At 59.7% G+C, this 24,670-nt stretch carries 21 protein-coding genes; 14 read left to right on the forward strand and 7 right to left on the reverse strand.

Features of this window, described 5'->3' with window-relative positions:
- Positions 1-63 precede the first annotated feature (63 nt).
- A complete protein-coding gene (gene xthA / locus IAI51_RS22375) occupies positions 64-876 on the forward strand; it encodes an exodeoxyribonuclease III (RefSeq protein ID WP_103305276.1) in 813 nt (270 codons plus the stop codon).
- A 103-nt stretch (positions 877-979) separates the two neighbouring features.
- Positions 980-2,314 (forward strand): phosphate ABC transporter substrate-binding/OmpA family protein, encoded by a 1,335-nt coding sequence (locus tag IAI51_RS22380; protein ID WP_187680442.1) that lies wholly within the window; start codon positions 980-982, stop codon positions 2,312-2,314.
- 56 nt (positions 2,315-2,370) lie between these two features.
- On the opposite strand, the gene IAI51_RS22385 is transcribed toward IAI51_RS22380, so the two are convergent.
- Positions 2,371-3,600 carry an acyl-CoA dehydrogenase gene (locus IAI51_RS22385; RefSeq protein WP_187680443.1) on the reverse strand — a complete coding sequence of 410 codons (1,230 nt, stop codon included), beginning with the start codon at positions 3,598-3,600 and terminating at the stop codon, positions 2,371-2,373.
- Positions 3,601-3,771: 171 nt separating this feature from the next.
- Here IAI51_RS22385 and IAI51_RS22390 point away from each other — a divergent pair, with 171 nt between their 5' ends.
- The 3 genes from IAI51_RS22390 to IAI51_RS22400 all read left to right on the forward strand — a co-directional run bounded on the left by IAI51_RS22390 (position 3,772) and on the right by IAI51_RS22400 (position 6,119).
- Entirely contained in the window at positions 3,772-4,701 is a 930-nt protein-coding gene (locus IAI51_RS22390; protein ID WP_187680444.1) for a LysR family transcriptional regulator, read from the forward strand.
- 70 nt (positions 4,702-4,771) lie between these two features.
- Positions 4,772-5,173, forward strand: coding sequence for a MerR family transcriptional regulator (locus IAI51_RS22395; RefSeq protein WP_064117756.1), 402 nt, complete (start codon positions 4,772-4,774; stop codon positions 5,171-5,173).
- A 46-nt stretch (positions 5,174-5,219) separates the two neighbouring features.
- On the forward strand, positions 5,220-6,119 hold the full coding sequence (locus IAI51_RS22400) for a hydroxymethylglutaryl-CoA lyase (protein WP_187680445.1): 900 nt from the start codon (positions 5,220-5,222) through the stop codon (positions 6,117-6,119).
- Positions 6,120-6,682: 563 nt separating this feature from the next.
- Here the strand turns inward: IAI51_RS22400 and IAI51_RS22405 are convergent.
- On the reverse strand, positions 6,683-8,377 hold the full coding sequence (locus IAI51_RS22405; RefSeq protein ID WP_187680446.1) for an AMP-binding protein: 1,695 nt from the start codon (positions 8,375-8,377) through the stop codon (positions 6,683-6,685).
- A 178-nt stretch (positions 8,378-8,555) separates the two neighbouring features.
- Between IAI51_RS22405 and IAI51_RS22410 the strand changes: the two genes are divergently transcribed.
- Genes IAI51_RS22410 through IAI51_RS22425 form a run of 4 tightly spaced genes read left to right on the forward strand, consistent with a single transcriptional unit; the run spans position 8,556 to position 14,117 of the window.
- The gene (locus tag IAI51_RS22410; RefSeq protein ID WP_187680447.1) at positions 8,556-9,719 is read left to right on the forward strand and encodes an isovaleryl-CoA dehydrogenase; all 1,164 of its coding nucleotides are present in this window, start codon (positions 8,556-8,558) and stop codon (positions 9,717-9,719) included.
- A 12-nt stretch (positions 9,720-9,731) separates the two neighbouring features.
- Positions 9,732-11,339: a carboxyl transferase domain-containing protein gene (locus IAI51_RS22415; protein WP_187680448.1), complete on the forward strand. Its 1,608-nt coding sequence runs from the start codon at positions 9,732-9,734 to the stop codon at positions 11,337-11,339.
- A gap of 13 nt (positions 11,340-11,352) precedes the next feature.
- Positions 11,353-12,168, forward strand: a complete 816-nt coding sequence (locus IAI51_RS22420; protein WP_187680449.1) for a gamma-carboxygeranoyl-CoA hydratase — start codon at positions 11,353-11,355, stop codon at positions 12,166-12,168.
- Positions 12,168-14,117 (forward strand): acetyl/propionyl/methylcrotonyl-CoA carboxylase subunit alpha, encoded by a 1,950-nt coding sequence (locus tag IAI51_RS22425; protein WP_187680450.1) that lies wholly within the window; start codon positions 12,168-12,170, stop codon positions 14,115-14,117. Before IAI51_RS22420 ends, IAI51_RS22425 begins: the two co-directional genes overlap by 1 nt.
- Before the next feature lie 39 nt (positions 14,118-14,156).
- Here the strand turns inward: IAI51_RS22425 and IAI51_RS22430 are convergent, their stop codons facing one another.
- Entirely contained in the window at positions 14,157-14,816 is a 660-nt protein-coding gene (locus tag IAI51_RS22430; protein WP_187680451.1) for a LexA family protein, read from the reverse strand.
- A 130-nt stretch (positions 14,817-14,946) separates the two neighbouring features.
- Here IAI51_RS22430 and IAI51_RS22435 point away from each other — a divergent pair, with 130 nt between their 5' ends.
- The 3 genes from IAI51_RS22435 (at position 14,947) to IAI51_RS22445 (ending at position 18,267) form a co-directional block, all read left to right on the forward strand.
- Positions 14,947-15,285, forward strand: a complete 339-nt coding sequence (locus IAI51_RS22435) for a DUF6124 family protein (RefSeq protein WP_187680452.1) — start codon at positions 14,947-14,949, stop codon at positions 15,283-15,285.
- Between the two features lie 480 nt (positions 15,286-15,765).
- A complete protein-coding gene (locus IAI51_RS22440; protein ID WP_187680453.1) occupies positions 15,766-16,917 on the forward strand; it encodes a carboxypeptidase family protein in 1,152 nt (383 codons plus the stop codon).
- A gap of 150 nt (positions 16,918-17,067) precedes the next feature.
- On the forward strand, positions 17,068-18,267 hold the full coding sequence (locus tag IAI51_RS22445; protein WP_187680454.1) for an MFS transporter: 1,200 nt from the start codon (positions 17,068-17,070) through the stop codon (positions 18,265-18,267).
- On the opposite strand, the gene IAI51_RS22450 is transcribed toward IAI51_RS22445, so the two are convergent.
- Both IAI51_RS22450 and IAI51_RS22455 read right to left on the reverse strand, forming a co-directional pair.
- Complete coding sequence (locus tag IAI51_RS22450; protein WP_187680455.1) at positions 18,264-18,809, reverse strand: cytochrome b; 546 nt, start codon at positions 18,807-18,809, stop codon at positions 18,264-18,266. The two genes, IAI51_RS22445 and IAI51_RS22450, sit on opposite strands and share 4 nt — an antisense overlap.
- Complete coding sequence (locus IAI51_RS22455) at positions 18,806-19,900, reverse strand: catalase family peroxidase (RefSeq protein WP_187680456.1); 1,095 nt, start codon at positions 19,898-19,900, stop codon at positions 18,806-18,808. The genes IAI51_RS22450 and IAI51_RS22455 overlap by 4 nt, the downstream gene beginning before the upstream one ends.
- Positions 19,901-20,057: 157 nt before the next feature.
- On the opposite strand from IAI51_RS22455, the gene IAI51_RS22460 reads away from it, so the two are divergent.
- Positions 20,058-20,564: a sigma-70 family RNA polymerase sigma factor gene (locus IAI51_RS22460; RefSeq protein WP_187680457.1), complete on the forward strand. Its 507-nt coding sequence runs from the start codon at positions 20,058-20,060 to the stop codon at positions 20,562-20,564.
- The gene (locus IAI51_RS22465) at positions 20,561-21,316 is read left to right on the forward strand and encodes an anti-sigma factor family protein (protein ID WP_187680458.1); all 756 of its coding nucleotides are present in this window, start codon (positions 20,561-20,563) and stop codon (positions 21,314-21,316) included. Before IAI51_RS22460 ends, IAI51_RS22465 begins: the two co-directional genes overlap by 4 nt.
- An 11-nt stretch (positions 21,317-21,327) precedes the next feature.
- On the opposite strand, the gene IAI51_RS22470 is transcribed toward IAI51_RS22465, so the two are convergent.
- Together IAI51_RS22470 and IAI51_RS22475 are read right to left on the reverse strand one after the other, a co-directional pair.
- Entirely contained in the window at positions 21,328-22,299 is a 972-nt protein-coding gene (locus IAI51_RS22470) for a spore coat protein U domain-containing protein (RefSeq protein WP_187680459.1), read from the reverse strand.
- Positions 22,296-24,653 (reverse strand): fimbria/pilus outer membrane usher protein, encoded by a 2,358-nt coding sequence (locus IAI51_RS22475; RefSeq protein WP_187680460.1) that lies wholly within the window; start codon positions 24,651-24,653, stop codon positions 22,296-22,298. Before IAI51_RS22475 ends, IAI51_RS22470 begins: the two co-directional genes overlap by 4 nt.
- Between the last annotated feature and the right edge of the window lie 17 nt (positions 24,654-24,670).

Raw genomic sequence — 24,670 nt, forward strand, 5'->3', positions numbered from 1 at the left:
ACCCCACACTGGCCCCCACCCCACATGTCAGCTAGCATCGCCCTTTTGCCAGGACTGCCGACCATGAAGATTGTTTCCTTCAACATCAACGGACTGCGCGCGCGTCCGCATCAGCTGGCAGCGCTGATCGAAAAACACCAGCCGGACGTCATCGGCCTGCAGGAAACCAAAGTCCACGACGACCAGTTCCCGCTGGAAGAAGTACGTGCGCTGGGCTATCACGTGTATTTCCACGGCCAGAAAGGTCACTACGGCGTCGCCCTGCTCTCGCGTCAGGAGCCGATCGCGATTCACAAAGGTTTTGCCACCGACGAAGAAGACGCCCAGCGCCGCTTCATCTGGGGCACTTTCGCCGACGCCAACGGCGTGCCGGTGACGATCATGAACGGCTATTTCCCACAGGGCGAAAGCCGCGACCATCCAACCAAATTCCCCGCCAAGCAGCGCTTTTACAGCGATCTGCAAGCCTTGCTGGAAAGCCAGTTCCACAATGAGCAGCCGCTGGTGGTGATGGGCGATGTGAACATTTCCCCGGAAGACTGCGACATCGGCATCGGCCCGGACAACATGAAGCGCTGGCTGAAAACCGGTAAATGCAGCTTCCTGCCGGAAGAGCGCGAGTGGATGGCCCGCCTGAAAAACTGGGGCCTGACCGACAGCTACCGCCACCTGAACCCGGACGTGACCGACATGTTCAGTTGGTTCGATTACCGCAGCCGTGGGTTTGAAGACGAGCCGAAGCGTGGCCTGCGCATCGACGTGATCCTCGCTTCCCACGGTTTGTTGCCTCGGGTGAAAGCGGCGGGTGTCGACTATGAACTGCGCGGGATGGAAAAGCCTTCGGACCATGCGCCGATCTGGCTTGAACTGGCCTGATCTTCAAATCGCCTGAAATTCTCCTGTGGGATCACTGTCATGTTTTGGTCATGCGCCTGACTTAATCTCCCCGGCATTCCCCTTGGCTTGATTCGGTGCCGGCATGACCCTGCGTGTTCTGTGCGTTTTTCTCTTGAGTGGATGGCTGACGGTCTCCGCCGCTGCACTGCCCATCCCTGAAAACGGCCCGGCATTGCGCATTCAAGGCTCGAACACCATCGGCGCCGAACTCGGCCCGGCGTTGGTCGAAGGCCTGTTACGGGAACAAGGGCTGCTGAAGATCCACCGCGAAACCCCGGACAGCGCCAACGAACTGCGGATCGTCGGCCAGTCTGCCCAAGGTAAAAGCGTCGTGGTGGAAATCGCAGCCCACGGTTCCAGCACCGGCTTCACTGCGCTGAAAGCCGCCGCTGCCGACCTCGCCGCCTCCTCCCGCCCGATCAAGGACAGCGAACTGCTCAGCCTGCAATCGCTCGGCGACTTGAAAAGCCCCGCAGCCGAGCAAGTCATTGCCATCGATGGCCTGGCAATCATCCTTCACCCCGACAACCCGTTGCAGCAACTGGACACCGAACAACTGGCGCGGATCTTTGCCGGCGAGGTGAAAACCTGGGAGGACCTCGGCGGCCATGGCGGGGCGATTCATTTATATGCACGCGATGATCAGTCCGGCACCTACGACACGTTTAAGGAATTGGTCCTCAGTCGTCGTGGGAAAAATCTGAGTAGTGTTGCGAAAAGGTTTGAATCCAGCGAGCAATTGTCCGATGCCGTCAGCGCCGATCCGCAAGGCATCGGTTTTATCGGTTTACCTTACGTGCGCCAGGCCAAAGCGGTGGCGATTGCCGATGGTGCGTCGCAGTCGATGCTGCCGCTGAGCAGCTTGATCGCCACCGAGGACTATCCCTTGTCCCGCAGGTTGTTCTTCTATATGCCGCCGAATAGCAAGAATCCTTGGGCGAAAGCATTGGCGGCGTTCGCGCAAAGTCGTCAGGGCCAGGCGATCGTGGCGGCCAACGGGTTTATCAGCCAGACCGTTCAGGCCATGACGGTCGCACCGAATGCACTGATGCCCGAGGGTTACCAATCACTCAGCCGTCACGCCCAGCGTCTGACAGTGAACTTCCGTTTCGAGGAAGGCAGCGCGAGCCTGGATAACAAGGCGCGACAGGATCTGGCCCGGGTGCTCGACTATATAAAGCGTCAAAACAAGACTGATCGCACGGTGACGCTGATTGGGTTTGGTGATGTAAAGGACGACCCGGCGCGCGCGGACTTGCTATCGAAACTGCGAGCGATGGCGGTGCGGCGGGAGCTGGTGAAGAACGGCGTGGTGTTGCGGGAGGTTCGCGGGTTTGGAGCGCAGATGCCGGTGGCGGCGAATAGTGCGGATGAGGGGCGGATCAAGAATCGACGGGTTGAGGTTTGGGTGTATTGAATTTGATGATTGATCGTTCCCACGCTCCGCGTGGGAACGATCACCGCTGTGCTGGATCAGCGCTCGCTACGCAGCATCTCCTTCGGCACATATTTGCCGATCTCGAACTTGCCGATTGCCGCGCGGTGTACTTCGTCCGGGCCGTCGGCCAGGCGCAGGGTGCGTTGCATGGCGTACATGTAGGCCAACGGGAAATCGTTGGAAACCCCTGCCCCGCCATGGATCTGGATCGCCCGGTCGATCACCCGCAGTGCCACGTTGGGTGCGACGACTTTGATTTGCGCAATCTCACTCTTGGCCACTTTGTTGCCGACGGTGTCCATCATGTACGCCGCTTTCAGCGTCAGCAGGCGCGCCATGTCGATTTCCATCCGCGAGTCGGCGATCTTGTCGATGTTCCCGCCCAAACGTGCCAACGGTTTGCCGAACGCGGTGCGGCTCACTGAACGTTTGCACATCAATTCCAGCGCACGCTCGGCCATGCCGATCGAACGCATGCAGTGGTGTATCCGGCCCGGGCCAAGACGACCCTGAGCGATTTCGAAGCCGCGTCCTTCACCGAGCAGGACGTTTTCGTACGGCACGCGCACGTTGTCGAACAGCACTTCGGCGTGACCGTGCGGCGCATCGTCATAGCCGAACACCGGTAGCGGCCGAACGATTTTCACGCCAGGGGTGTCGACCGGTACGAGGATCATCGAGTGCTGGGCGTGACGCGGTGCATCAGGGTCGCTCAGGCCCATGAAGATCAGGATCTTGCAGCGCGGGTCGCAAGCGCCGGAGGTCCACCACTTTTTGCCGTTGATCACCCACTCGTCACCATCGCGCACGGCGCGGGCGGCCATATTGGTGGCGTCGGAGGAGGCAACGTCCGGTTCGGTCATGGCGAATGCCGAGCGGATCTCACCGCGCAGCAGCGGTTCGAGCCAGCGTTGTTTCTGTTCTTCGTTGGCGTAACGCACCAAGACTTCCATGTTGCCGGTGTCCGGCGCCGAGCAGTTGAACGGCTCTGGGCCCAGCAAGGAACGGCCCATGATTTCCGCCAGCGGTGCGTATTCAAGGTTGGTCAGGCCGGCGCCGAGTTCCGACTCAGGCAGAAACAGGTTCCACAGGCCTTCGGCTTTGGCCTTGGCTTTGAGCTCTTCCATGATCGCCGTCGGCTGCCAGCGATCGCCTTCGGCAACCTGGCGCTCGAACACGGCTTCGGCCGGGTAAACATAAGTGTCCATGAACGCGGTCACGCGCTCACGCAGTTCTTGCACCTTGGGCGAATAAGCGAAATCCATGAGCAGCTCCCGATGGTTAAGGCAGTTCTTGAGCAGAGGTTGTTTAAGTCATGCAATCGATGCTAGAACAGCGCTGATAATTTACCTAGCCTATTCTCGGCGTGTATAAACATTCATCACCGATATATGATCCAGTGATCGTCAGCCCTTAAAAACAAGAGAAGCCGCGTTATGAATCTGAGCAAGGTCGACCTCAACCTTTTCATCGTCTTTGACGCGATCTACACAGAAGCCAACCTGACCCGCGCCGGGCAGATTGTCGGCATCACTCAGCCAGCGGTGTCCAACGCATTGGCGCGGTTGCGCGAAACCTTCAACGATCCGCTTTTTGTGCGTACCGCCCAGGGCATGGTGCCGACGCCGATGGCGCAGAACATCATCGGCCCGGTGCGTAATGCACTGTCGCTGTTGCGGGTGTCGGTGCAGGAAAGTCGCATTTTCAACCCGGCGCAAGCGGTCAAGACCTACCGCATCAGCATGACCGACCTGACCGAAGCAGTGATTTTGCCGCCGCTGTTCCAACGCCTGCGCCGTCTGGCGCCAACAGTGATCATCGAAAGTTTCCTTTCCAAACGCCGGGAAACCACCAAGGAACTGGCGGCCGGGCGTCTGGATTTTGCCGTGGACGCGCCGCTCAACACCGACCCGCAGGTGCGCCACGTCAAATTGATGGAAGACCGTTACGTGTGTGCGATGCGCAAGGGCCATCCGATGGCGGGAAAGGAAAAGCTTTCCCTCGATGACTATCTGTCGCTGACCCACATCCATATTTCCAGCCGCCGCAGTGGTCTAGGTTATGTCGATCTGGCGCTGGGCAAAATGGGCATTCAGCGCAAGATCGCCCTGCGCTCGCAGCATTACCTGATGGCGTCCCAGGTGATGCAGCAGACCGACATGGTCATGACTGTGCCGGAGCGTTTCGCCCGGCGGCATGAACTGCATGCGTTTAATCTGCCGGTCAATGATGTGCCGCCGGTGGAGACTCACCTGTACTGGCATGAGAGTACCGACCAGGACCCGGCGAATCGCTGGATGCGCGAGCAGATGATCGAGTTGTGCCAACAGGTAACGGCGCATGAGAAGAAGCTGGATAAGGCGTAAGCAGTCCACGCTTGACGTAAACGTCAACCTGCCATTAGCTTAGCGCCAAGACCTTTTTTCGAGCGCTTTCATGAGCAGCCAGACTTACAGCATTTCCGACCTCGCCCGCGAGCTGGACATCACCACCCGGGCGATCCGCTTTTATGAAGAGCAAGGCCTGCTCAGCCCCGAGCGCCGAGGCCAGGAACGCATCTATTCGCCCCGCGACAAAGTCAGCCTGAAGCTGATCCTGCGGGGCAAGCGCATCGGTTTCTCGCTGGCCGAGTGCCGCGAACTGATCGAACTCTACGACCCGTCCAGCGGTAACACCAAACAGCTCAACAGCATGCTGGCGAAAATCAGCGAGCGGCGCGAGCAGTTGGAGCAGCAGTTGCTCGACATCGAACAGATGAAGCTGGAACTCGACACCGCCGAAGAGCGCTGCGTGCAGGCGCTGGAGCAGACGCTCAAGAGCCAGCAAGCGGTTCAGTAAACCCACAAAAATCCCCTTGCATTCAGATAATCAGCAGGCTCAGCCCATGTCCCTCCCCTCCCAAGTACGCCTGATCGAAGTCGGCCCGCGCGATGGCCTGCAGAACGAAGCGCAACCCATCAGCGTCGCCGACAAGGTGCAACTGGTCGACGCCTTGAGCGCCGCCGGTCTTGGCTATATAGAAGTCGGCAGTTTCGTCTCGCCGAAGTGGGTGCCGCAGATGGCCGGTTCCGCCGACGTGTTCGCGCAGATCCAGCGCAAACCCGGCGTGACCTACGGCGCATTGGCACCAAATCTGCGCGGGTTTGAAGACGCCATTACCGCCGGGGTCAAGGAAGTCGCGGTGTTCGCCGCTGCCTCCGAGGCGTTCTCACAGCGCAACATCAATTGCTCGATCAGCGAGAGCCTGGCGCGGTTTGCGCCGATCATGGAAGCGGCGAAACAGCATGGCGTTACCGTGCGCGGTTACGTTTCCTGCGTGCTCGGCTGCCCGTATGAAGGCACGGTCGCGCCGGAGCAAGTCGCCATGGTCGCCCGCGAGTTGTACGCGATGGGCTGCTACGAAGTGTCTTTGGGCGACACCATCGGCACCGGCACTGCGGGCGCGACTCGCCGTCTGTTCGAGGTGGTGTCGGCACAAGTGCCGCGCGACAAACTCGCCGGGCATTTCCACGACACTTACGGCCAGGCCATGGCCAACATCTACGCCAGCCTGCTCGAAGGGATTGCGGTGTTCGACAGCTCTATCGCCGGCCTCGGCGGCTGCCCATACGCCAAAGGCGCGAGCGGTAACGTCGCCACCGAAGACGTGGTGTACCTGCTCAATGGCCTCGGTATCGAGACCGGTATCGATCTGGACGCCTTGATTGCTGCGGGTCAGCAGATCAGCGCCGTGCTCGGTCGCCCAAGCGGGTCGCGCGTGGCCAAGGCCCGTAGCGCGCAGTGAGGGAGATGGTGTTACCGCTGCGTCCGGAGTGTGGTCGCAAGCGAGTAACACGGAAACAAATTGTCTGGTTTCGGCTGAGCGAAAAACCCACCAAAAATATCAAACCATTGATTTATAAGGATTTTTAAAATTTGGCACGCGTTCTGCTATCTCTATGGCATAACAAGAATAAAAAGCAGCAAACCAATAAAAATAAGACGTACCGACTCTGACATAACAAAAACAACACGACAGAGACGCAGCTAACAGATTTTTTTGGAGAAGGTGTGCTTTTCAGGGTGCTCTCAGGAGTGACCCGCAACCGGGCAGAGAACAATAAAACTACCCTCAGGTAGCTCCCGAATCGGTTGGATCGTTTAACGAGAAAGCAGATCAGCGCTCAAAAAAATACGTTTGCTCTTGACCCCGGATGGGGGTCGCCAAAAACAGCGGTAAAGGGCCACGGTTACCAAAAACAACAACAGACCGACCCTCAATAATAAAAAAGAGCACGCGACGACAAAATTAAAGGGGAGCCTCGGCTCCCCTTTGTGCTTTCTGTGATTTGTGTTTTTAAAAGATCTTCAATGCAGCGCCTTCAACTCCTCAATACTGATCTCACGCATCCTGAATTTCTGGATCTTGCCCGTCACCGTCATCGGAAACTCTTCGACGAACTTGAAGTGTCGCGGCGTCTTGAAGTGTGCGATGCGCTCCTTGCACCAGGTTTGCAGTTCCAGCTCGGAAGCACTGTGGCCGGGGTGAAACTTGATCCAGGCAACAATCTCCTCACCGTAACGCGAACACGGAATGCCGATCACCTGCACGTCCGCCACCGCCGGATGGGTGAAGAAAAACTCTTCCAGTTCACGCGGATAAATGTTCTCGCCACCACGGATGATCATGTCCTTGTTACGCCCGGCGATGTTCACGTAACCCTCGTCATTCATGCTCGCCAAGTCGCCGGTGTGCATCCATCCGGCCTCGTCGATGGACTCGGCGGTGGCCTGCGGGTTGCTCCAGTAGCCGAGCATCACGCTGTAACCGCGGGTGCAGAGTTCGCCGATAGTGCCGCGTGGAACCAGGTTGCCAGCCTCGTCGATGATTTTGCTTTCGAGTTGCGGCTGGGTGCGGCCGACGGTGGTCACGCGCAACTCCAGTTCGTCGTTCGGCCCGGTTTGGAGGGAAACCGGACTGGTTTCGGTCATGCCATAGGCGATCTGCACTTCGCTCATGTGCATCTCGCTGATGACCCGGCGCATGACTTCGATCGGGCAGGTAGCACCGGCCATGATCCCGGTGCGCAGGCTCGACAAGTCGAATTCGGCACGCTGCGGCTGATCGAGCATGGCAATGAACATGGTCGGCACGCCGTAGAGCCCGGTGGCTTTTTCCTCGGCGACGGTTTGCAGGGTCAGCAACGGATCGAAGGCATCGTTGGGATAAATCATCGTGCTGCCGTGGGTGATGCACCCGAGGTTGCCCATGACCATGCCGAAGCAGTGATACAGCGGCACCGGGATCACTAGTCGATCAAGCGGGGTCAGACCGATGCTTTCGCCGACCATGTAACCGTTGTTGAGGATGTTGTAGTGACTGAGGGTCGCGCCCTTGGGGAAACCGGTGGTGCCGGAGGTGTATTGAATGTTCACTGGTTGATCGAAGTGCAGGCTGTCGCTGCGCTCGCGCAATTGTTGCGGGGAGATGCTGACGGCCAGATCGGCCAGTTGCGACCACGGCAGAAAACCTGGCGGCGACTGGGTGTCGAGACTGATCACCCCGCGCAGATCCGGCAGGCGTTCGCTGCGTAACTGACCGACAGACTGCTCCGTCAGCTCCGACAGCAATCCCTGCAACATGCCGTGATAGTTGGAGGACTTGAACGCGCCGGCGCAGACCAGCCATTGGCAACCGGATTGCTTGAGCACGTACTCCAGTTCGGAGCTGCGGTAGGCCGGGTTGATGTTGACCAGAATCACGCCGATCTTCGCGGTGGCCACTTGCGTGATACACCACTGCGCGCAATTCGGTGCCCAGATACCGAGCCGGTCACCGGCCTGTAAACCCAATGCGAGCAGGGCTCTGGCATGCAGATCCACCGCGTCGGCCAGCTGTCGCCAGGAATAGCGCAACTGCTGATGCCGCACCACTAGCGCCTCGCCATCCGGGTATTGCGCAACGGTCTGGTCGAACTTCTGCCCGATGGTCATCGCCAGCAAGGTTTTGTCCTGGGAACCACGGGTATAGCTGCGCTGCGGGTTTGCACTGGGTTGATCCATGACGACCCCTATTGTCTTTATTAGTGGGTTTAGCAATCTTGAACTGCCCCTACTCTCGCTCAAGTTGACGTTAACGTAAAGGGTGATTGACAGCCATTCCTCACAGGCTTACGTTAACGTAAAGGTGAGAGCTGCACGACCGCCCTCCCCACCCTACAAAAAAGCCAAAAGGTGACCCATGAGCTACCCATCCCTGAACTTCGCCCTCGGTGAAACCATCGACATGCTGCGCGATCAGGTTCAGTCCTTTGTCGCTAAAGAGATCGCCCCACGTGCGGCGCAGATCGACAGCGACAACCTGTTCCCGGCCGACATGTGGCGCAAGTTCGGTGACATGGGCCTGCTCGGCATCACCGTGCCGGAAGAGTACGGCGGCGCTGGTTTGGGTTATCTGGCGCACGTCGTGGCGATGGAAGAAATCAGCCGTGGCTCGGCCTCGGTGGCGTTGTCCTACGGCGCGCATTCCAACCTCTGCGTCAACCAGATCAACCGCAACGGCAACCACGAACAGAAAATCAAATACCTGCCGAAGCTGATCAGCGGCGAGCACGTCGGCGCGCTGGCAATGAGCGAGCCTAATGCCGGTTCCGACGTGGTCTCGATGAAACTGCGCGCCGACAAGCGCGGCGACCGCTACGTCCTCAACGGCAGCAAAACCTGGATCACCAACGGCCCTGACGCCAATACCTACGTGATCTACGCCAAGACTGATCTGGAAAAAGGCCCCCACGGCATCACCGCGTTCATCGTCGAGCGCGACTGGAAAGGCTTCAGCCGCAGCAACAAGTTCGACAAACTCGGCATGCGCGGCTCCAACACCTGCGAGCTGTTCTTCGATGACGTCGAAGTGCCGGAAGAGAACATCCTCGGCGTGCTCAACGGTGGCGTGAAAGTGCTGATGAGCGGCCTCGACTACGAACGCGTCGTGCTGTCCGGCGGCCCGACCGGGATCATGCAGTCGTGCATGGACCTGATCGTGCCGTACATCCACGACCGCAAGCAGTTCGGCCAGAGCATCGGCGAATTCCAGCTGATCCAGGGCAAAGTCGCCGACATGTACACCCAACTCAACGCCAGCCGCGCTTACCTCTACGCAGTAGCCCAGGCTTGCGAACGTGGCGAGACTACCCGCAAAGACGCCGCCGGCGTGATCCTCTATACCGCCGAACGCGCCACGCAAATGGCCCTCGACGCAATCCAGATTCTCGGCGGTAACGGTTACATCAACGAATTCCCTGCGGGCCGCTTGCTGCGCGACGCCAAGCTGTACGAAATCGGCGCCGGCACCAGTGAGATCCGTCGCATGCTGATCGGTCGCGAACTGTTCAACGAAACCCGCTAAACGGAGCTGGCCATGGCAACCTTGCACACTCAGCTCAACCCGCGTTCAGCGGAGTTTGCCGCCAACAGCGCGGCAATGCTCAAACAGGTCGACGCGTTGCACACCCTGCTCGCCCAAGTGGCCCAGGGCGGTGGCGCGAAAGCTCAGGAACGTCACACCTCGCGGGGCAAACTGCTGCCGCGTGAGCGCATCAACCGCTTGCTCGATCCGGGTTCGCCATTTCTGGAAATCAGCCAATTGGCCGCCCACGCCGTTTATGGCGAAGACGTGCCGGCCGCCGGGGTGATTGCGGGGATTGGCCGGGTCGAAGGCGTTGAATGCATGATCGTCGCCAACGACGCGACCGTGAAAGGCGGCTCGTACTATCCGCTGACCGTGAAAAAGCACCTGCGCGCGCAGACCATCGCCCAACAAAACCGTTTGCCATGCATTTATCTGGTCGACTCGGGCGGCGCCAACCTGCCACGCCAAGACGAAGTGTTCCCGGATCGCGAGCACTTCGGGCGGATCTTCTTCAATCAGGCCAACATGAGCGCGATGGGCATTCCGCAGATTGCCGTGGTCATGGGCTCGTGCACCGCTGGCGGCGCTTATGTCCCGGCGATGGCCGACGAAGCAATCATGGTGCGCAATCAGGCAACGATTTTCCTCGCCGGCCCACCACTGGTGAAAGCCGCGACCGGTGAAGTGGTCAGCGCCGAGGATCTGGGCGGCGCCGACGTGCACTGCAAGATTTCCGGAGTCGCTGACCATTACGCCGAGAGCGACGAACACGCCCTCGCCCTCGCCCGCCGCAGTGTCGCCAACCTCAACTGGCGTAAGCTCGGTGAAGTGCAACAGCGCGCACCGATTGCTCCGCTCTACAGCAGCGATGAGTTGTACGGCGTGGTGTCGGCCGACGCCAAGCAGCCGTTCGATGTGCGCGAAGTGATCGCGCGACTGGTCGACGGCTCGGTGTTCGATGAATTCAAAGCGCTGTTCGGCACCACGCTGGTCTGCGGGTTCGCTCACCTGCACGGCTACCCGATCGCGATTCTGGCAAACAACGGCATCCTCTTCGCCGAAGCCGCGCAAAAAGGCGCGCACTTCATCGAACTGGCCTGCCAGCGCGGCATCCCGCTGCTGTTCTTGCAGAACATCACCGGCTTCATGGTCGGTCAGAAATACGAGGCCGGCGGCATCGCCAAGCACGGCGCGAAACTGGTGACCGCCGTGGCTTGCGCCAAGGTGCCGAAATTCACCGTGATCATCGGCGGCAGCTTTGGCGCCGGTAACTATGGCATGTGCGGTCGCGCCTACGATCCGCGTTTTCTGTGGATGTGGCCGAACGCGCGGATTGGCGTGATGGGCGCTGAACAAGCCGCCGGCGTGCTGGTGCAGGTCAAGCGCGAGCAGGCGGAGCGTAGCGGCCAGGCGTTCAGCGCCGAGCAGGAAGCCGAGATCAAGCAACCGATCCTCGACCAGTACGAAGAGCAGGGTCACCCCTACTATTCCAGCGCACGGCTGTGGGACGACGGCGTCATCGACCCGGCGCAGACCCGCGACGTGCTGGCCCTGGCCTTATCCGCGTCGCTGAACGCGCCTATCGAACCGAGCCGCTTCGGCGTGTTCCGGATGTGATCGGGAGAATCTCATGAGCGATTTCAACACCCTCGAATTGCAAAGCGACCCACGAGGTTTCGCCACCCTGTGGCTCAACCGCGCAGAAAAGAACAACGCCTTCAACGCCGAAATGATCCGCGAACTGATCCTCGCCCTCGACAAGGTTGCCAGCGATGCCAGCCTGCGTTTCCTGCTGGTGCGCGGGCGTGGCAAACACTTCAGCGCCGGCGCCGACCTCGCCTGGATGCAGCAATCGGCTGAACTCGACTACCACACCAACCTCGACGACGCTCGCGAGCTGGCGGAGCTGATGTACAACCTCGCCAAGCTGAAAATCCCGACCTTGGCTGTAGTGCAAGGCGCGGCGTTCGGCGGCGCGCTGGGGTTGATCAGTTGCTGCGACATGGCGATTGGCGCCGATGACGCGCAGTTCTGCCTGTCGGAAGTGCGTATCGGTCTGGCACCCGCAGTGATCAGCCCGTTCGTGGTGCAGGCCATTGGCGAGCGCGCGGCACGTCGTTACGCACTGACGGCCGAACGTTTTGGCGGTCAACGGGCGCGGGAAATCGGCTTGTTGTCCGAGAGCTATCCGGCAGTTGAAATTGATCAACGCGTCGAGCAGTGGATCGACAATCTGCTGCTCAACAGCCCCGCCGCCATGCGCGCGAGCAAAGACTTGCTGCGTGAAGTAGGGAACGGAGCGCTGACCCCGGCGCTACGCCGCTACACCGAAAACGCCATCGCCCGTATCCGCGTCAGCCCCGAAGGCCAGGAAGGTTTGCGCGCGTTTCTGCAAAAACGCCCGCCGAACTGGCTAGCCGCAACTACTACCAAGGAGCCGCGTTGATGAGCGCACCTGTTCTCACCACCGTGCTGGTGGCCAACCGTGGCGAAATTGCCTGCCGGGTCATGCGTACCGCCAAAGCGCTTGGCCTGGCCACTGTCGCCGTACACAGCGCCACCGACCGCGAAGCGCGGCACAGCCGTGAAGCGGATATTCGTGTTGATCTCGGAGGCAGCAAAGCCGCCGACAGTTATCTGCAAATCGACAAGCTGATCGCAGCGGCCAAGGCCAGCGGCGCGCAGGCGATTCACCCAGGTTACGGCTTTCTTTCGGAGAACGCCGGTTTCGCCCGCGCCATCGAAGCGGCCGGCCTGATTTTCCTCGGCCCACCCGCCTCGGCCATCGACGCGATGGGCAGCAAATCCGCAGCCAAAGCGCTGATGGAAACCGCCGGCGTGCCATTGGTGCCGGGTTACCACGGTGAAGCGCAGGATCTCGAGACCTTCCGCGCTGCCTGCGAACGCATCGGCTATCCAGTCCTGCTGAAAGCCACAGCGGGTGGCGGCGGCAAGGGCATGAAAGTGGTTGAAGACGTGAGCCAACTCGCTGAGGCCCTGGCCTCCGCTCAACGTGAAGCACAGTCGTCGTTCGGCGATTCGCGGATGCTGGTGGAGAAATACCTGCTCAAGCCACGCCACGTGGAAATCCAGGTGTTCGCCGATCAGCATGGCAATTGCCTCTACCTCAACGAGCGCGATTGCTCGATCCAGCGCCGTCACCAGAAAGTCGTCGAAGAAGCACCGGCACCGGGCCTGACGGTGGAACTGCGCCGTGCGATGGGCGAGGCGGCCGTGCGTTCGGCGCAAGCAATCGGCTACGTCGGCGCTGGCACCGTGGAGTTTTTGCTCGATGCGCGTGGCGAATTCTTCTTTATGGAGATGAACACGCGACTGCAGGTTGAGCACCCGGTGACCGAAGCCATTACTGGCCTGGATCTGGTGGCCTGGCAGATTCGCGTTGCCCGTGGCGAAGTATTGCCGATCACTCAGCAGCAAGTCCCGCTCAACGGCCACGCGATTGAAGTGCGGTTGTATGCCGAGGATCCTGCGAATGACTTCCTGCCCGCGACCGGGCGCCTGGCGTTGTACCGTGAATCGGCTGAAGGGCCGGGACGCCGAGTCGACAGTGGAGTGGTAGAAGGTGATGAGATTTCGCCGTTTTACGACCCGATGCTTGGCAAGCTGATTGCCTGGGGCGAGGATCGAGAACAAGCGCGATTGCGTTTGCTGAGCATGCTCGATGAGTTTGCGATTGGCGGATTGAAGACCAATATCAATTTCCTGCGGCGGATCATCGCTCATCCGGCGTTTGCCGCGGCGGAACTGGATACCGGGTTTATTCCGCGTTATCAGGAGCAACTGTTGCCGGCTCCGGGTGAGTTGAGTGATGCGTTCTGGAACGTCGCGGCGCAGGCGTTTGCACAGAGCCTGCCGAGTATTGCTCGGGCGGATGATCCGATTTCGCCGTGGACTGCAAACAGCGGTTTGCGTGCAGGTCTGCCGCAGGAGATCACCCTGCATTTAAGTTGCGAAGGCCAGGATCGGGCGCTGACACTGGATGCAGGTGGCAACGCCAAACTGACTGGTGAAGCACTGGTTATCGAGCACGACGGTGTACGTCGTAACTTGCGCGCGATCCGCCAGGGCGATTCGCTGTATCTGCAATGGGAAGGCGAGTTGCGCCGTATCCAAACGTACGACCCGATCAGCGCCGTCGAGGCCAGCCATAGTCATCAAGGGGGGCTGACTGCGCCAATGAACGGCAGCATCGTGCGAGTTCTGGTGGAAGCAGGCCAATCGGTCGAAGCAGGTGCGCAACTGGTGGTGCTGGAGGCGATGAAGATGGAGCACAGCATCCGTGCGCCACATGCAGGAGTGATCAAGGCGCTGTATTGCCAGGAAGGTGAAATGGTCGGCGAAGGCAGCGCTTTGGTCGAACTGGAAGAGGTGTGAATGGAGGATCGATCCTACGCCGGGCGAGGATCGATCTGACTAGAATCGCGCCGTTGCCTGAACCACAACACCGATGATTCGACACTCATCGGTGAACAGGGCCTTCGGCCAGGTCGGATTGAGCGGCACCAGGTAACGCTGGCCGCCCTCTTCGTCGAGCTTGCGAAATATCGCTTCTTCGCTGCCCTGCCACTGGGCAATCACCAGCTTGCCGGGCACAGCTTCCACCTCCGGATCAACCAGGATCAGCGTGCCTTCGGCAATACTCGGGCCACTGGGTGCGGTCATCGAATCCCCCGCCACCGCCAGCCAGAACGCAGCACCTCGGGCGTGGTAATCCGTCAGTTCGAAGCGCTGTTTATCCGTTGTCGGCACATAGACTGCCGAACCGCTCTCACGCACCTCGCACGGTGCGCGCCAATCGCTGACCGGGTATCGGAAGTAAGGGTTGTACTTCTGCGCCAGCGGCATGTCATCGTCCGGCGCTTCCTGTGGCTCGCGGATCACCAGCACCACTTCAAGGAAGTCCATACCCAGCGCCTGCAGCACGCGGTTCATTTCAGTGATGCCCGGTTCCCGGCGTTTGTTCAGCCAATGGCCAATCCCGCCCTGGGACATACCGACGCGCTCTCCGAGCTCTGTTTGAGTGATTTTGAGTTCACTCATCTTGGCCTTGACCAACTCAATCCATTTATCCATGTGCGGCACCTTACGCGGACGCCTTCGGCCGGCAAAACACATATTGTAGTATTTAAATTCTAGTCACAACTACACATCGTACTATTCTGAAGGCACGGATTTCCAATCGAACAAGGAGTGGCTCTTCATCATGAATATCAGCAGCAAAGACTTGCCCGATCTGCAAATGGACACCACCTTCACCTCGCCACAAGGCAACGCGGCGGCGCAGCGAGCCCTGGATTATTACTTGAAACCAGCTGTGTCAGAACCTGAGGTGGATGAACGCTTTTTCAATGTCAGACGTCACCTCAGCGGCGAAGAAGCTCTGGTGCACGCTTCCGATCTGTTGCGCTGCGCGGCCGCCACTGCCTTCAAGGCAGCAGAAAACCTGCAAGGCGCGAGTCGCGATCTGGCCTTTTCGGTGGTGCACATGGTGGATATGGCGCGGGCGATGGTCGACCATTCGATCGATGGCGATGACGTCTGAGGGACAGGAATTCGGACGGACAGGAAAGAGTTTTCCAATCGCGCAGATAAAAACATTTGACTTGCAAATGATAATGATTATTATTGCAGGCAGCTGATCGCGAGATCAGTCGATGGGCCAGAGACCTTAGGTCGGTCTTCTGGGCTATCTCCTCATCAGGCTAATCACGGTTTTTGACCCGGTTTTTTGCCGGGTCTTTTTTTGCCCGTTTTTCGGGCTTATGGCTTCAGGCTAATGAAGTCTTTAGGTACTGCAAATTCGATGGCGCGGATAATATCAAAAGAATATCGGTTGGCAAGCGAAGCCCGGCCACATTGGGGCAAACTAATGACAATTAGCACTTGAGAATCAATCGCATAGCTTCTAAGCTGCGTCCGCGTCATGGAGGACGCCCCCCGCCAACATCCGCAATTCCCCTCGGTTTCACCGCTGTCTTGCGTGTAAAGTAGAGGCCATAAAAATCATATTCAGGACTCGACTATGACCGTGGCCAAATCTTCGTTCGACATCAGCGCCAACTTCGATAGCGGCAATATCCAAGTCATCGACATCAGCAATCCGCTCAACCCGGTTCTGGCCATCCGCCCAGACACCCGCAGCGCGCATTTCCAGTGGTTCCATTTCAAGGCCAGCGGCCTGCACGTCGGCCAGGAACACTGGTTTCGCCTGAACAACGCCAGCCAGTCCACCTACGCCAAGGGCTGGCCCGGCTATCAAGCCGTAGCGTCCTATGACCACGTCAACTGGTTCCGCGTACCAACGATTTTCGAAGGCGACTGCCTGCGTTTCTCCCTTGAAGCCACCCAGACCCACGCCTGGTTCGCCTATTTCGAACCCTACAGCCGTGGCCGTCACGACTGGCTGATCGAACAAGCCCTGACCAAGGCCGGCACCGAGTTGCTGGCGACCGGCAAGAGCGTCGAAGGTCGCGACATTCAACTGTTGCGCAAAGGCAGCGGTGCCGAAGGCCAGCGCAAAGTCTGGATCATCGCCCAACAGCATCCTGGCGAACACATGGCCGAATGGTTCATGGAAGGCATCATCGAGCGTCTGGAAAGACACGATGACCCGGTGCTGAACAAATTACTCGCCAGCGCCGATCTTTACCTGGTGCCGAACATGAACCCCGACGGCGCCTTCCATGGCCACCTGCGCACCAACGCGATGGGCCAGGACTTGAACCGTGCCTGGCAGAATGCCAGTCAGGAGATCAGCCCTGAAGTCCTGTTCGTACAGCAGCAAATGGAAAAGTACGGTGTCGATCTGTTTCTGGACGCCCATGGTGACGAAACCATTCCCCACGTGTTCACCGCCGGTTGTGAAGGCAATCCGGGATACACACCGCGGATCGAGAAGCTCGAAGAGCATTTCCGCAGCCACCTGAAACACACCACCAAAGAGTTCCAGACCAAGTACGGCTACACCCGTGACGAACCGGGCCAGGCCAACATGACCCTGGCGTGCAACAGCGTCGGCCAGAAGTACGATTGTCTGTCACTGACCCTCGAAATGCCGTTCAAGGATCACGACGACGCACCGAATCCGGAAACCGGCTGGTCGGGCAAACGCTCGAAACAGTTGGGCAAAGACGTGCTGACCACCATCGCCGACATGGTCGATACCCTGCGCTGATACCCTTCCCCGCGTTACCAAAAGATCGCAGCTTGTCTGCGATCTTTTGCTTTGTGCTGTCCATGGATTCGATATAGGTGGTTGCAAATCAAAACCAGAGTGCATACCTTGATTCTGGTTTTAATTTGAAACCCAAAAGGGAATCCGGGTATGAAATCTCAATCACTTAACAGCAGTGTCGTGCTGCTTTTCGCCGTCGCCTGCGGCCTGGCCGTGGGCAACGTGTATTACGCACAGCCGCTGCTGGATGCCATGGCCGAGGCGTTTGCCATGTCGCCGGCCTCCATCGGCATCGTCGTTACTCTGACTCAAATCGGTTACGGCGTTGGGCTGGTATTGCTCGTGCCGCTCGGTGATTTGCTGAATCGACGACGGTTGATCGTCTCGCAAACGCTGTTGTCAGCGGCGGCGTTATTGATTATCGCGCTGGCCCCCACCAGTCTTTGGTTATTGCTTGGCATGACGCTGACCGGTTTGCTCGCGGTGGTCACTCAAGTCTTGGTGGCTTACGCGGCGACACTGACAGATCCGGCACAACGCGGTCGCGTAGTCGGCGTCGTTACCAGTGGCATCGTTGTCGGCATCCTGCTGGCGCGCACGATCGCCGGAGCCATGGCCGATCTGGCCGGATGGCGAGCCATCTATTGGTTGTCGGCGGGACTGACATTGGTGATGGCTTTGCTGCTGTTTCGCGTGCTGCCCAAAGCAGAAGCGCCGCAACCGGCGACACGTTACAGCGCACTGATCGCCTCGGTATTCAGCCTGTTCAAGGAAGAGCCGGTTCTGCGCCAACGCGCACTGCTCGCTCTGCTGACCTTCGCCAGCGCCATGGTGTTGTGGACGCCGATGGTGCTGCCACTGGCCGCCCCACCGCTGTCGCTTTCCCACAGCGAAATCGGATTATTCGGACTCGCCGGTGCAGCAGGTGCACTGGCCGCCGCGCGCGCCGGACACTTGGCCGACCGAGGCTTGGGCCAATGGGTCAGCGGGCTTTCCCTGCTGTTGATGCTCGGCTCGTGGCTGCCGATCGCCCTCACCCAATCCTCGCTGTGGGCGTTGCTGCTTGGAGTGATTACTTTGGATCTAGGCTTGCAAGCCGTGCACGTCACCAGCCAGAGCATGATCTACAGCGTGCGCCCCGAAGCGCAAAGCCGCCTTACCGCCGGTTACATGCTGTTTTATTCGATCGGCAGCGCGTTGGGCTCAATCGGATCAACCGCCATGTATGCGTGGGCCGGTTGGACTGGCGTGTGCCTGCTGGGTGCAGGCATCAACGCGGTCGCGCTGGGCTATTGGTGGCTGACCCTGAAAAGCGGCGCACCTGAACGATGCGCCACCCAAGCGGGCTAACTGCGATCTCGCCCACGCAACATACTGTCGAGTACCTCGTCGCGGCGCACCCAGCCATGGAACAACGCCGCCGCCAGGTGCAGCAGCACGGTCAGAAACAACAGATACGCCAGATACCCATGGGCTTTGCGCAGAAACGCAAACACCTGCGCATCGGCCGGCACAATCGACGGCAACTGCAACGAACTGCTGAGCATCACCGGCTCCCCCGAGGCGCTGATCATCGCCCAACCGAGCAGCGGCAACACCAGCATCAACGCATACAACAAGACGTGCGAAGCCTTGGCGGCCAGCACCTGCCAGTCCGGCAGATCCGCCGGCAATGGTGGCTGGCGCGTCGAGAAACGCACCAAAAGACGCACGATCACCAGCGCCAGAATCGCGATACCCAACGGCTTGTGCAGATTGATCAGCCATTCATGCCGTTCTGAGACCGAGGTGACCATACCGGCACCAATAAACAGCATCGCGATGATCATCACCGCCATCAGCCAGTGCAGCAGCCGCGCCAACAGCGCGAAATGAGTCGGTTGCGTGCTCATGGGCGAGCCTCCTGTTTGGCGGCGGGCAATTGGCTGACTTCGCTGGTGCGGCGCAGGTAGGAATCGGCGTAACCGGCGGAGCGAGCGGCCAGCAATGGATCGTCGGAACCTTGAATCCCGGCCGGTAAAACCAGTGGGTCGTAGTTGATGTCACGGCACTCGCCGCTCAGTTGCGGCTGTGTTTTCTCCAGCACCAACGTGCCGGCATTCAACACCTTGCGACCCTCGGGCCAGGTTTTGCTGGCGTCGTTCACCGGGTCATCGGCGTTAGCCAGGGTGATATTCAACTGAAAACGCAGTGGTGCAGCAGCCAAGCGTTGCACCAGGTCTTTCTCCAGAAAGTCGCCGCCCTCGGGGGCGGTGGCGCCAGCAGCGTCCTGAGCCAAAGGCTTCATGCTCCAGCGCACGGCCTGTTTTTTCCCGCTGGCATCCACCAGATAGAAGGCATTGATGCTGTTATAGGTTTCAGTGGCGTAGCTCGCCGATGGTTTGGCGGTCTTCACCCAAGTGAGAAACGGCACGGCTTCCGGGTGCGATGCGAAGAATGCCGGCACCTTGGCCGGGTCCGGTTTGCCGGTGGCCGGATCCGGCGACTGCGCCTGTTGCAGTTGATAGAACGCCTCAGGCGTACCCACCGGAAACACCGGCATGCTGTTCATCCCGGTGCGCCACTGCTGGCCGTTGGCCTGGGTGAAACGCAGCGCCAGACTGCGAATCGGTACGCTGCTGTCCGGCGCATAAGGATTGCCCGCTGGCAACGCAAAACGCCCCACCACCGGGGTGCGTGGCTCGTTGAATACCTGCGCGGTCGAGAACGCTCGCGCCTCGCCGCTGCTCTCGAAATGGCCGATGACGCAAACGCCCTTGCCGTGATTGCGGCGGAACCCGGGATGCACACCGTTGTTCTTTTCAAATACATCGACCAGCGCCTTGGGCGTCAGACGTTGTGGGTCAAAGTTGCCATGCACGTAGGCAAACGCCCCGGCCACTGCTGCGACCACCACGGCTATGCCGCCAAGACGCAAAATCAGGCTCGCGGCACTCAGTGGCGGGCGCTGCGGCCCGCCTGTGGGTGAAGTGCGATCAACCATGAATAACTCCAGGGCCATCGGCCACAAATAGTAAGAATCAGCAAGACGCACCCCGTCAGGATTTATTCCACGACCCGGTATTTATTTTTCCGAACGTGGAATAACCTCAAGCGATGGACGTCTCCCTAGTCCACAGCGTAGTTACTAGCAGAAATTCATGAGCGAATTCGACGAACAGTTGAGAGAAATCATTCCCAGATTGCGCCGCTTTGCCGTGTCGTTGACGCGCAACAGCAGCAGCGCCGACGATCTGGTACAGGCGAGCCTGGAGCGGGCACTGTCGAGTTGGGGCGATAAACGCGCCGAGGGCGACCTGCGTGCCTGGCTGTTTGCGATCCTGTATCGACAGTTTCTCGATGCTCATCGCCGTTCTCGCCGCTATGCACGGATGCTTGAGTTTTTTACCGGTCGCGACGACGTCGAGCCTTCGGTGGAGCGCACGGTGATCGCCCAATCGACCCTGCAAGCCTTCGACCGATTGCCCACCGAGCAACGCGCCCTGCTAATGATGGTCTCGGTTGAAGGCCTTTCCTATAAAGAGGTCGCCGAGATCCTTGGCGCCCCGATCGGCACCGTGATGTCGCGCCTGTCCCGCGCCCGCCAGGCCTTGCGCCAACTCAGCGACGGCGAAATCAGCAGCCCTTCTTTGCGGATACTCAAATGATCAGCCTGCCTCCCAGCGAGCGTGACCTGCACGCTTACGTCGACCACCAGCTCAGCGACGCCGACCGGCGTGTGCTGGAAACCTGGCTGGCCAGCCACCCGGATGAAGCCGCGCAAGTGCGCGGCTGGCAACAGGACGCCCAGCAACTGCGTGCGGCGCTAAGTGGCGCGCTACAGCAACCGGCCAATCCGGCGCTTGATCCGTCGATGATTCGTCAGCGCCGCAAACTTCAGTCGCGCCGCCATCTGGCCAGCGCTGCAGTGTTGCTGATCGCGGTCAGCGTCGGCGGTTTCAGTGGCTGGCAGGCGCGGGAAATGACCCTCGTGCGCGCCTCCATATTGCCGATGACCGATGCGTTGCAGGCCTATCGACTGATTGCCCAGCAAGGCATATTGCCGGCCGATTACAAGGTCGATGGCGACGGCGATATGCAGCGCTGGCTCGACCGCTATTTCAATCAGGCGGGGCGCTTGCCAGACCTGAAGTCGGCCGGATTTGAACCGGTCAGTGGTCGCCTGCTCAGCACCGATGAAGGTCCGGCAGCGATGGTGATGTATGAGGATAGCGGTGGGCACAAGGTGAGTTTTTATGTGCGACCGCCGGGGCCGAAAAACACCTTTTTGCCCCGTGGCAGCCGCAGTGATGGGGATTTGCAGGCCGAGTATTGGTCGGGTGGCGGGTACAACTATGCGATGGTCAGCCCGGTTGATACGCCAGCGGCGCAACAGCTCAAGCAATCGCTGCAATTCTGAAACACGCGTGCTCAAAAACCGACATCCAGCACCACATTGTCCAGATACGTCCCCGCCGGCGGTGTGGTCTGGTCGGTGTAGATCTTTGCGTTGTAATTGAAAATCTGGCTGCCGGTACCCAAGCCGTTACCCGGATTGACCTCGGCATCGGTACTCGCCCGACGCGCCGTACCGACACTGCCCCAACGCGTCGTGCCAGCGCTTTTGAAAATGTCATAGGCCAGGTAGTTGCCGCCGGAGATCATCCGCCGTCGCCCACCCACGCTTACCGGGTTCTGACCGTCGCTCAAGCCCACGGTGTAGGCGCTGCCCTTGGTGCAAGCCAGATTGATGGTCTGCCCGGTCACCGGCGTAAAGGCACTGACCACCGGCGCACTGCCAAACGCGATGTTCGGCGCGGTAATCGTGCAATCGTTGGACACGGTCAGGTTGACGGTCAACGTGGTGGTTCCATTGTTGATATCGCGCCCGAGGCAGATGGCACCGATGCCAATCCCCGAGCAGTAATTCCAGTTCCAGAAAATACTCAGGGTCTCGGTGTACACCCCGGCAGCAACGTTGCTGCCGATGGTCGTTCTCAGATAGAGCGGCACGGTTTTCGGCGTCGTCCCGTTAAGCAGCCCCAAGGCATCGATGATGCCATTGCGGGCGAAGTCATAGGCCGTGCCCCGCGTCAGCGGGTAACTGGTGCTGTTGTTGGCGTAGATCGTGTAACCGATGACATCACCTGTCGGCCCGACCAGGCCACTTTGGGTCGAGGAGACGGTGGCCCAGAAGTTGTCGCTGCTGCTCAACAACGTCAACAGGGAACCCGTACAGCTCAAACCACCATTGAGGGTAGAACTGGGTTGCGATGTGGTGCGTACGGCAATCGAACTGAGCGTACCGAAGGCCGCCGGCGTGGTGGTGACAACTGAACACAAGGCTTGCGCCGTCCCCGGCAGCATCAGCGCCAGCCACAGACACAAACGGACGCCGATCATTGGCACACCAACGGACCAATCAGCGGCACCTGGCTCTGATCCATGTCCACGCTGAACTGCGCCTTGCAGGTTTTGCCATCGGCCAGCGTGACCTTTAAAGAGTTCTGCGCCTGAAGATTTTCCAGATAGACCAGCCCGTCCCACCCGACCACCGTGTTTGTGCCGCTCTGTTCATGCAACACACCTGCGCCCAGTGGCAATTCACGCTGTTGTGCATCGACTAACACAATGCTCGCCGCGATCACCCGGGCCAGCGGGAACTCCAGCAAGTACCCGCTGCCACGCCGCACGGCGATACGCTGCTCGACACTCGGACTACGCACGTTGGCCGGCAGATTCAGCGGATCGATTTCGTATTTGCCACGGTAATAAGCACTGCTCCACGGTACTAACAGATGTCCGTTCTTGTCGGTCTGACCCACTTGCTGGTTTTCATAGCGCACCGGAATGTCGGCAAAACCATCGGTACTGACCACGACAAACGCATCGTCGATGCGGTTGGCGGCGAACACCTGCTGATCCATCCACACCAGCGAGCCACTGGCATCGGCCCAACGGGTTTCGGCGTCCGAGGTACCATAAACCCCGGCCTGCAACTGCACCGATTGCAGACGCCAGGTCACGTCAGCCTGACGGTAATCGGCGCCTTCACCCTTGGCGTAACCCAGATTGAAGCCCACCCCGCCCTCGGATGGCACCGCGCGGCTGTAGTTGATCCGCTGCTGGGTCTGCCCGGTCTTGCTGCGTTCACTGCTGATCGCCAGGCTGCCACGCAAGTCAAACGGAATCACCAGTTGCGCCTGCACCGCCCAGTTGCTGTCGCCGATCTCGCGGTTGGCCGACAGGTAGAAACTGCTGTTGCGCCACAGCGGTTTGCTCCAGCTCAGATTAAGCAGGCGCGTGCGCGAATCGTCAGCCGCGCGCACATCGAAATACCCGGCACCGAGGCTGCCCCAGCGCTCGAGATTGAGGCTCAGCGTGGCCTGTTCGCTGCGGCGGCTGAGGCTGATGTAGGGGCTGTCGACCACGGTCAGGTCGGCGTATTGATCGTGCCGTTGCAGGCGTTGATAAGAAAAACTGAAGCGCTGGTTGCTGTACTGATAACCCAGGCTCAATTGCTCGCCACCGTCGCCCTCGAAACGACTCTGGCTGATCGCACTGTTGAGCACGCCGAAATTGCCGAGCCGCAGGTTCCCCCCGAGCCCTGCGAGGGTCAGGCTATCAGCGGCTTCGGCGTGGCTCTCGAGGGTGAAAGTGTCGCTGACGCCATATCGCAGGCTGCCGGAGGTCACGCCCGGCCCGTAACTGAAATCCTTCAGGGCGTAATCGCGACGCAACGTACCGGCGGCCACGGAGAAATCACTCAAACCCTTTTGCAGCAAACTGCTGGTGACATAGAACGGCACTGTGGTCGAAACCTGCCGACCCAGCGCATCCGTAGTCACCACCACCGCTTCGCCAGCGCCATTGATGAACGGAATGTTGGTCAGCGTATACGGCCCAGGTTGCAGGTCGGCGCTGCTGGATTTGTAGCCATTGATAAACAGATCCACCGAGGACGGCACCGCTGCTTCGCCGGCAAACTGCGGCAGTGGATAGGTGACCAGATCCGGGCGCACCGCGAAGTCCCGGGAGAACTGCACGCCGCCCAGCCGAACCGAACTGCTCCATGGCAACGCGCCGCTGATCACGTCGCCGGCTTCGTAGGTGAGCATTCGCTCGTCATCGGAGTAACGCCAAGTGGTGTCGTAACGCAGATAGCCGTTGTTCAGGGTACTGAGCGAATCACCGGACAAGGTGCGCCGATACTGCCCGGTATTGGACAAGATGCCCCAACTGTCGAACAGCCGCACTTCATTCCAGGCCGCCAGATACGTGCTGGCATCGTCGGTGTCGTTGAGGTACAGGTCATAGTTGAATAGCGCGCCGAAACTGCTCAATGCCGGGGTTCGTGGATAGGCCTGGCGATTGCCGATCAATTGCTCCGGCAGCCAGTCCGGCGGTACGTCGAGAAGCAAGCGCTGACCGACGCTGTCGTAATCGCTGTGCAGCCCCGGCAGACCGTCGAGGTCGACTTCTACGCCGAGGTTATCGGGCAGTTTCATGCCGGTTTCGCGCAACGCCGTGGCCGGCAGATACAGTCGCCCACCGCGCTGCTCCACCGCCACCACGCGGCCGGTATTCATCTGGTTGACCACCAGTTCCAGAAACAACTGTGCATCACTGACGGCCTCCATGCCGCTGGGCGGTGGCGGCAGCTCGCCGGCCCCGGTTGGTTGAACGAACACCAGGCAACAAGCGCCGGTCATGAGCCACAACGGACGCTGAATACGGCGAGCCCATCCTGGGCTCATACGCGCTTTACGTCCGT

Source organism: Pseudomonas sp. N40(2020) (assembly GCF_014472415.1).
In the GTDB taxonomy this organism is placed as follows: domain Bacteria; phylum Pseudomonadota; class Gammaproteobacteria; order Pseudomonadales; family Pseudomonadaceae; genus Aquipseudomonas.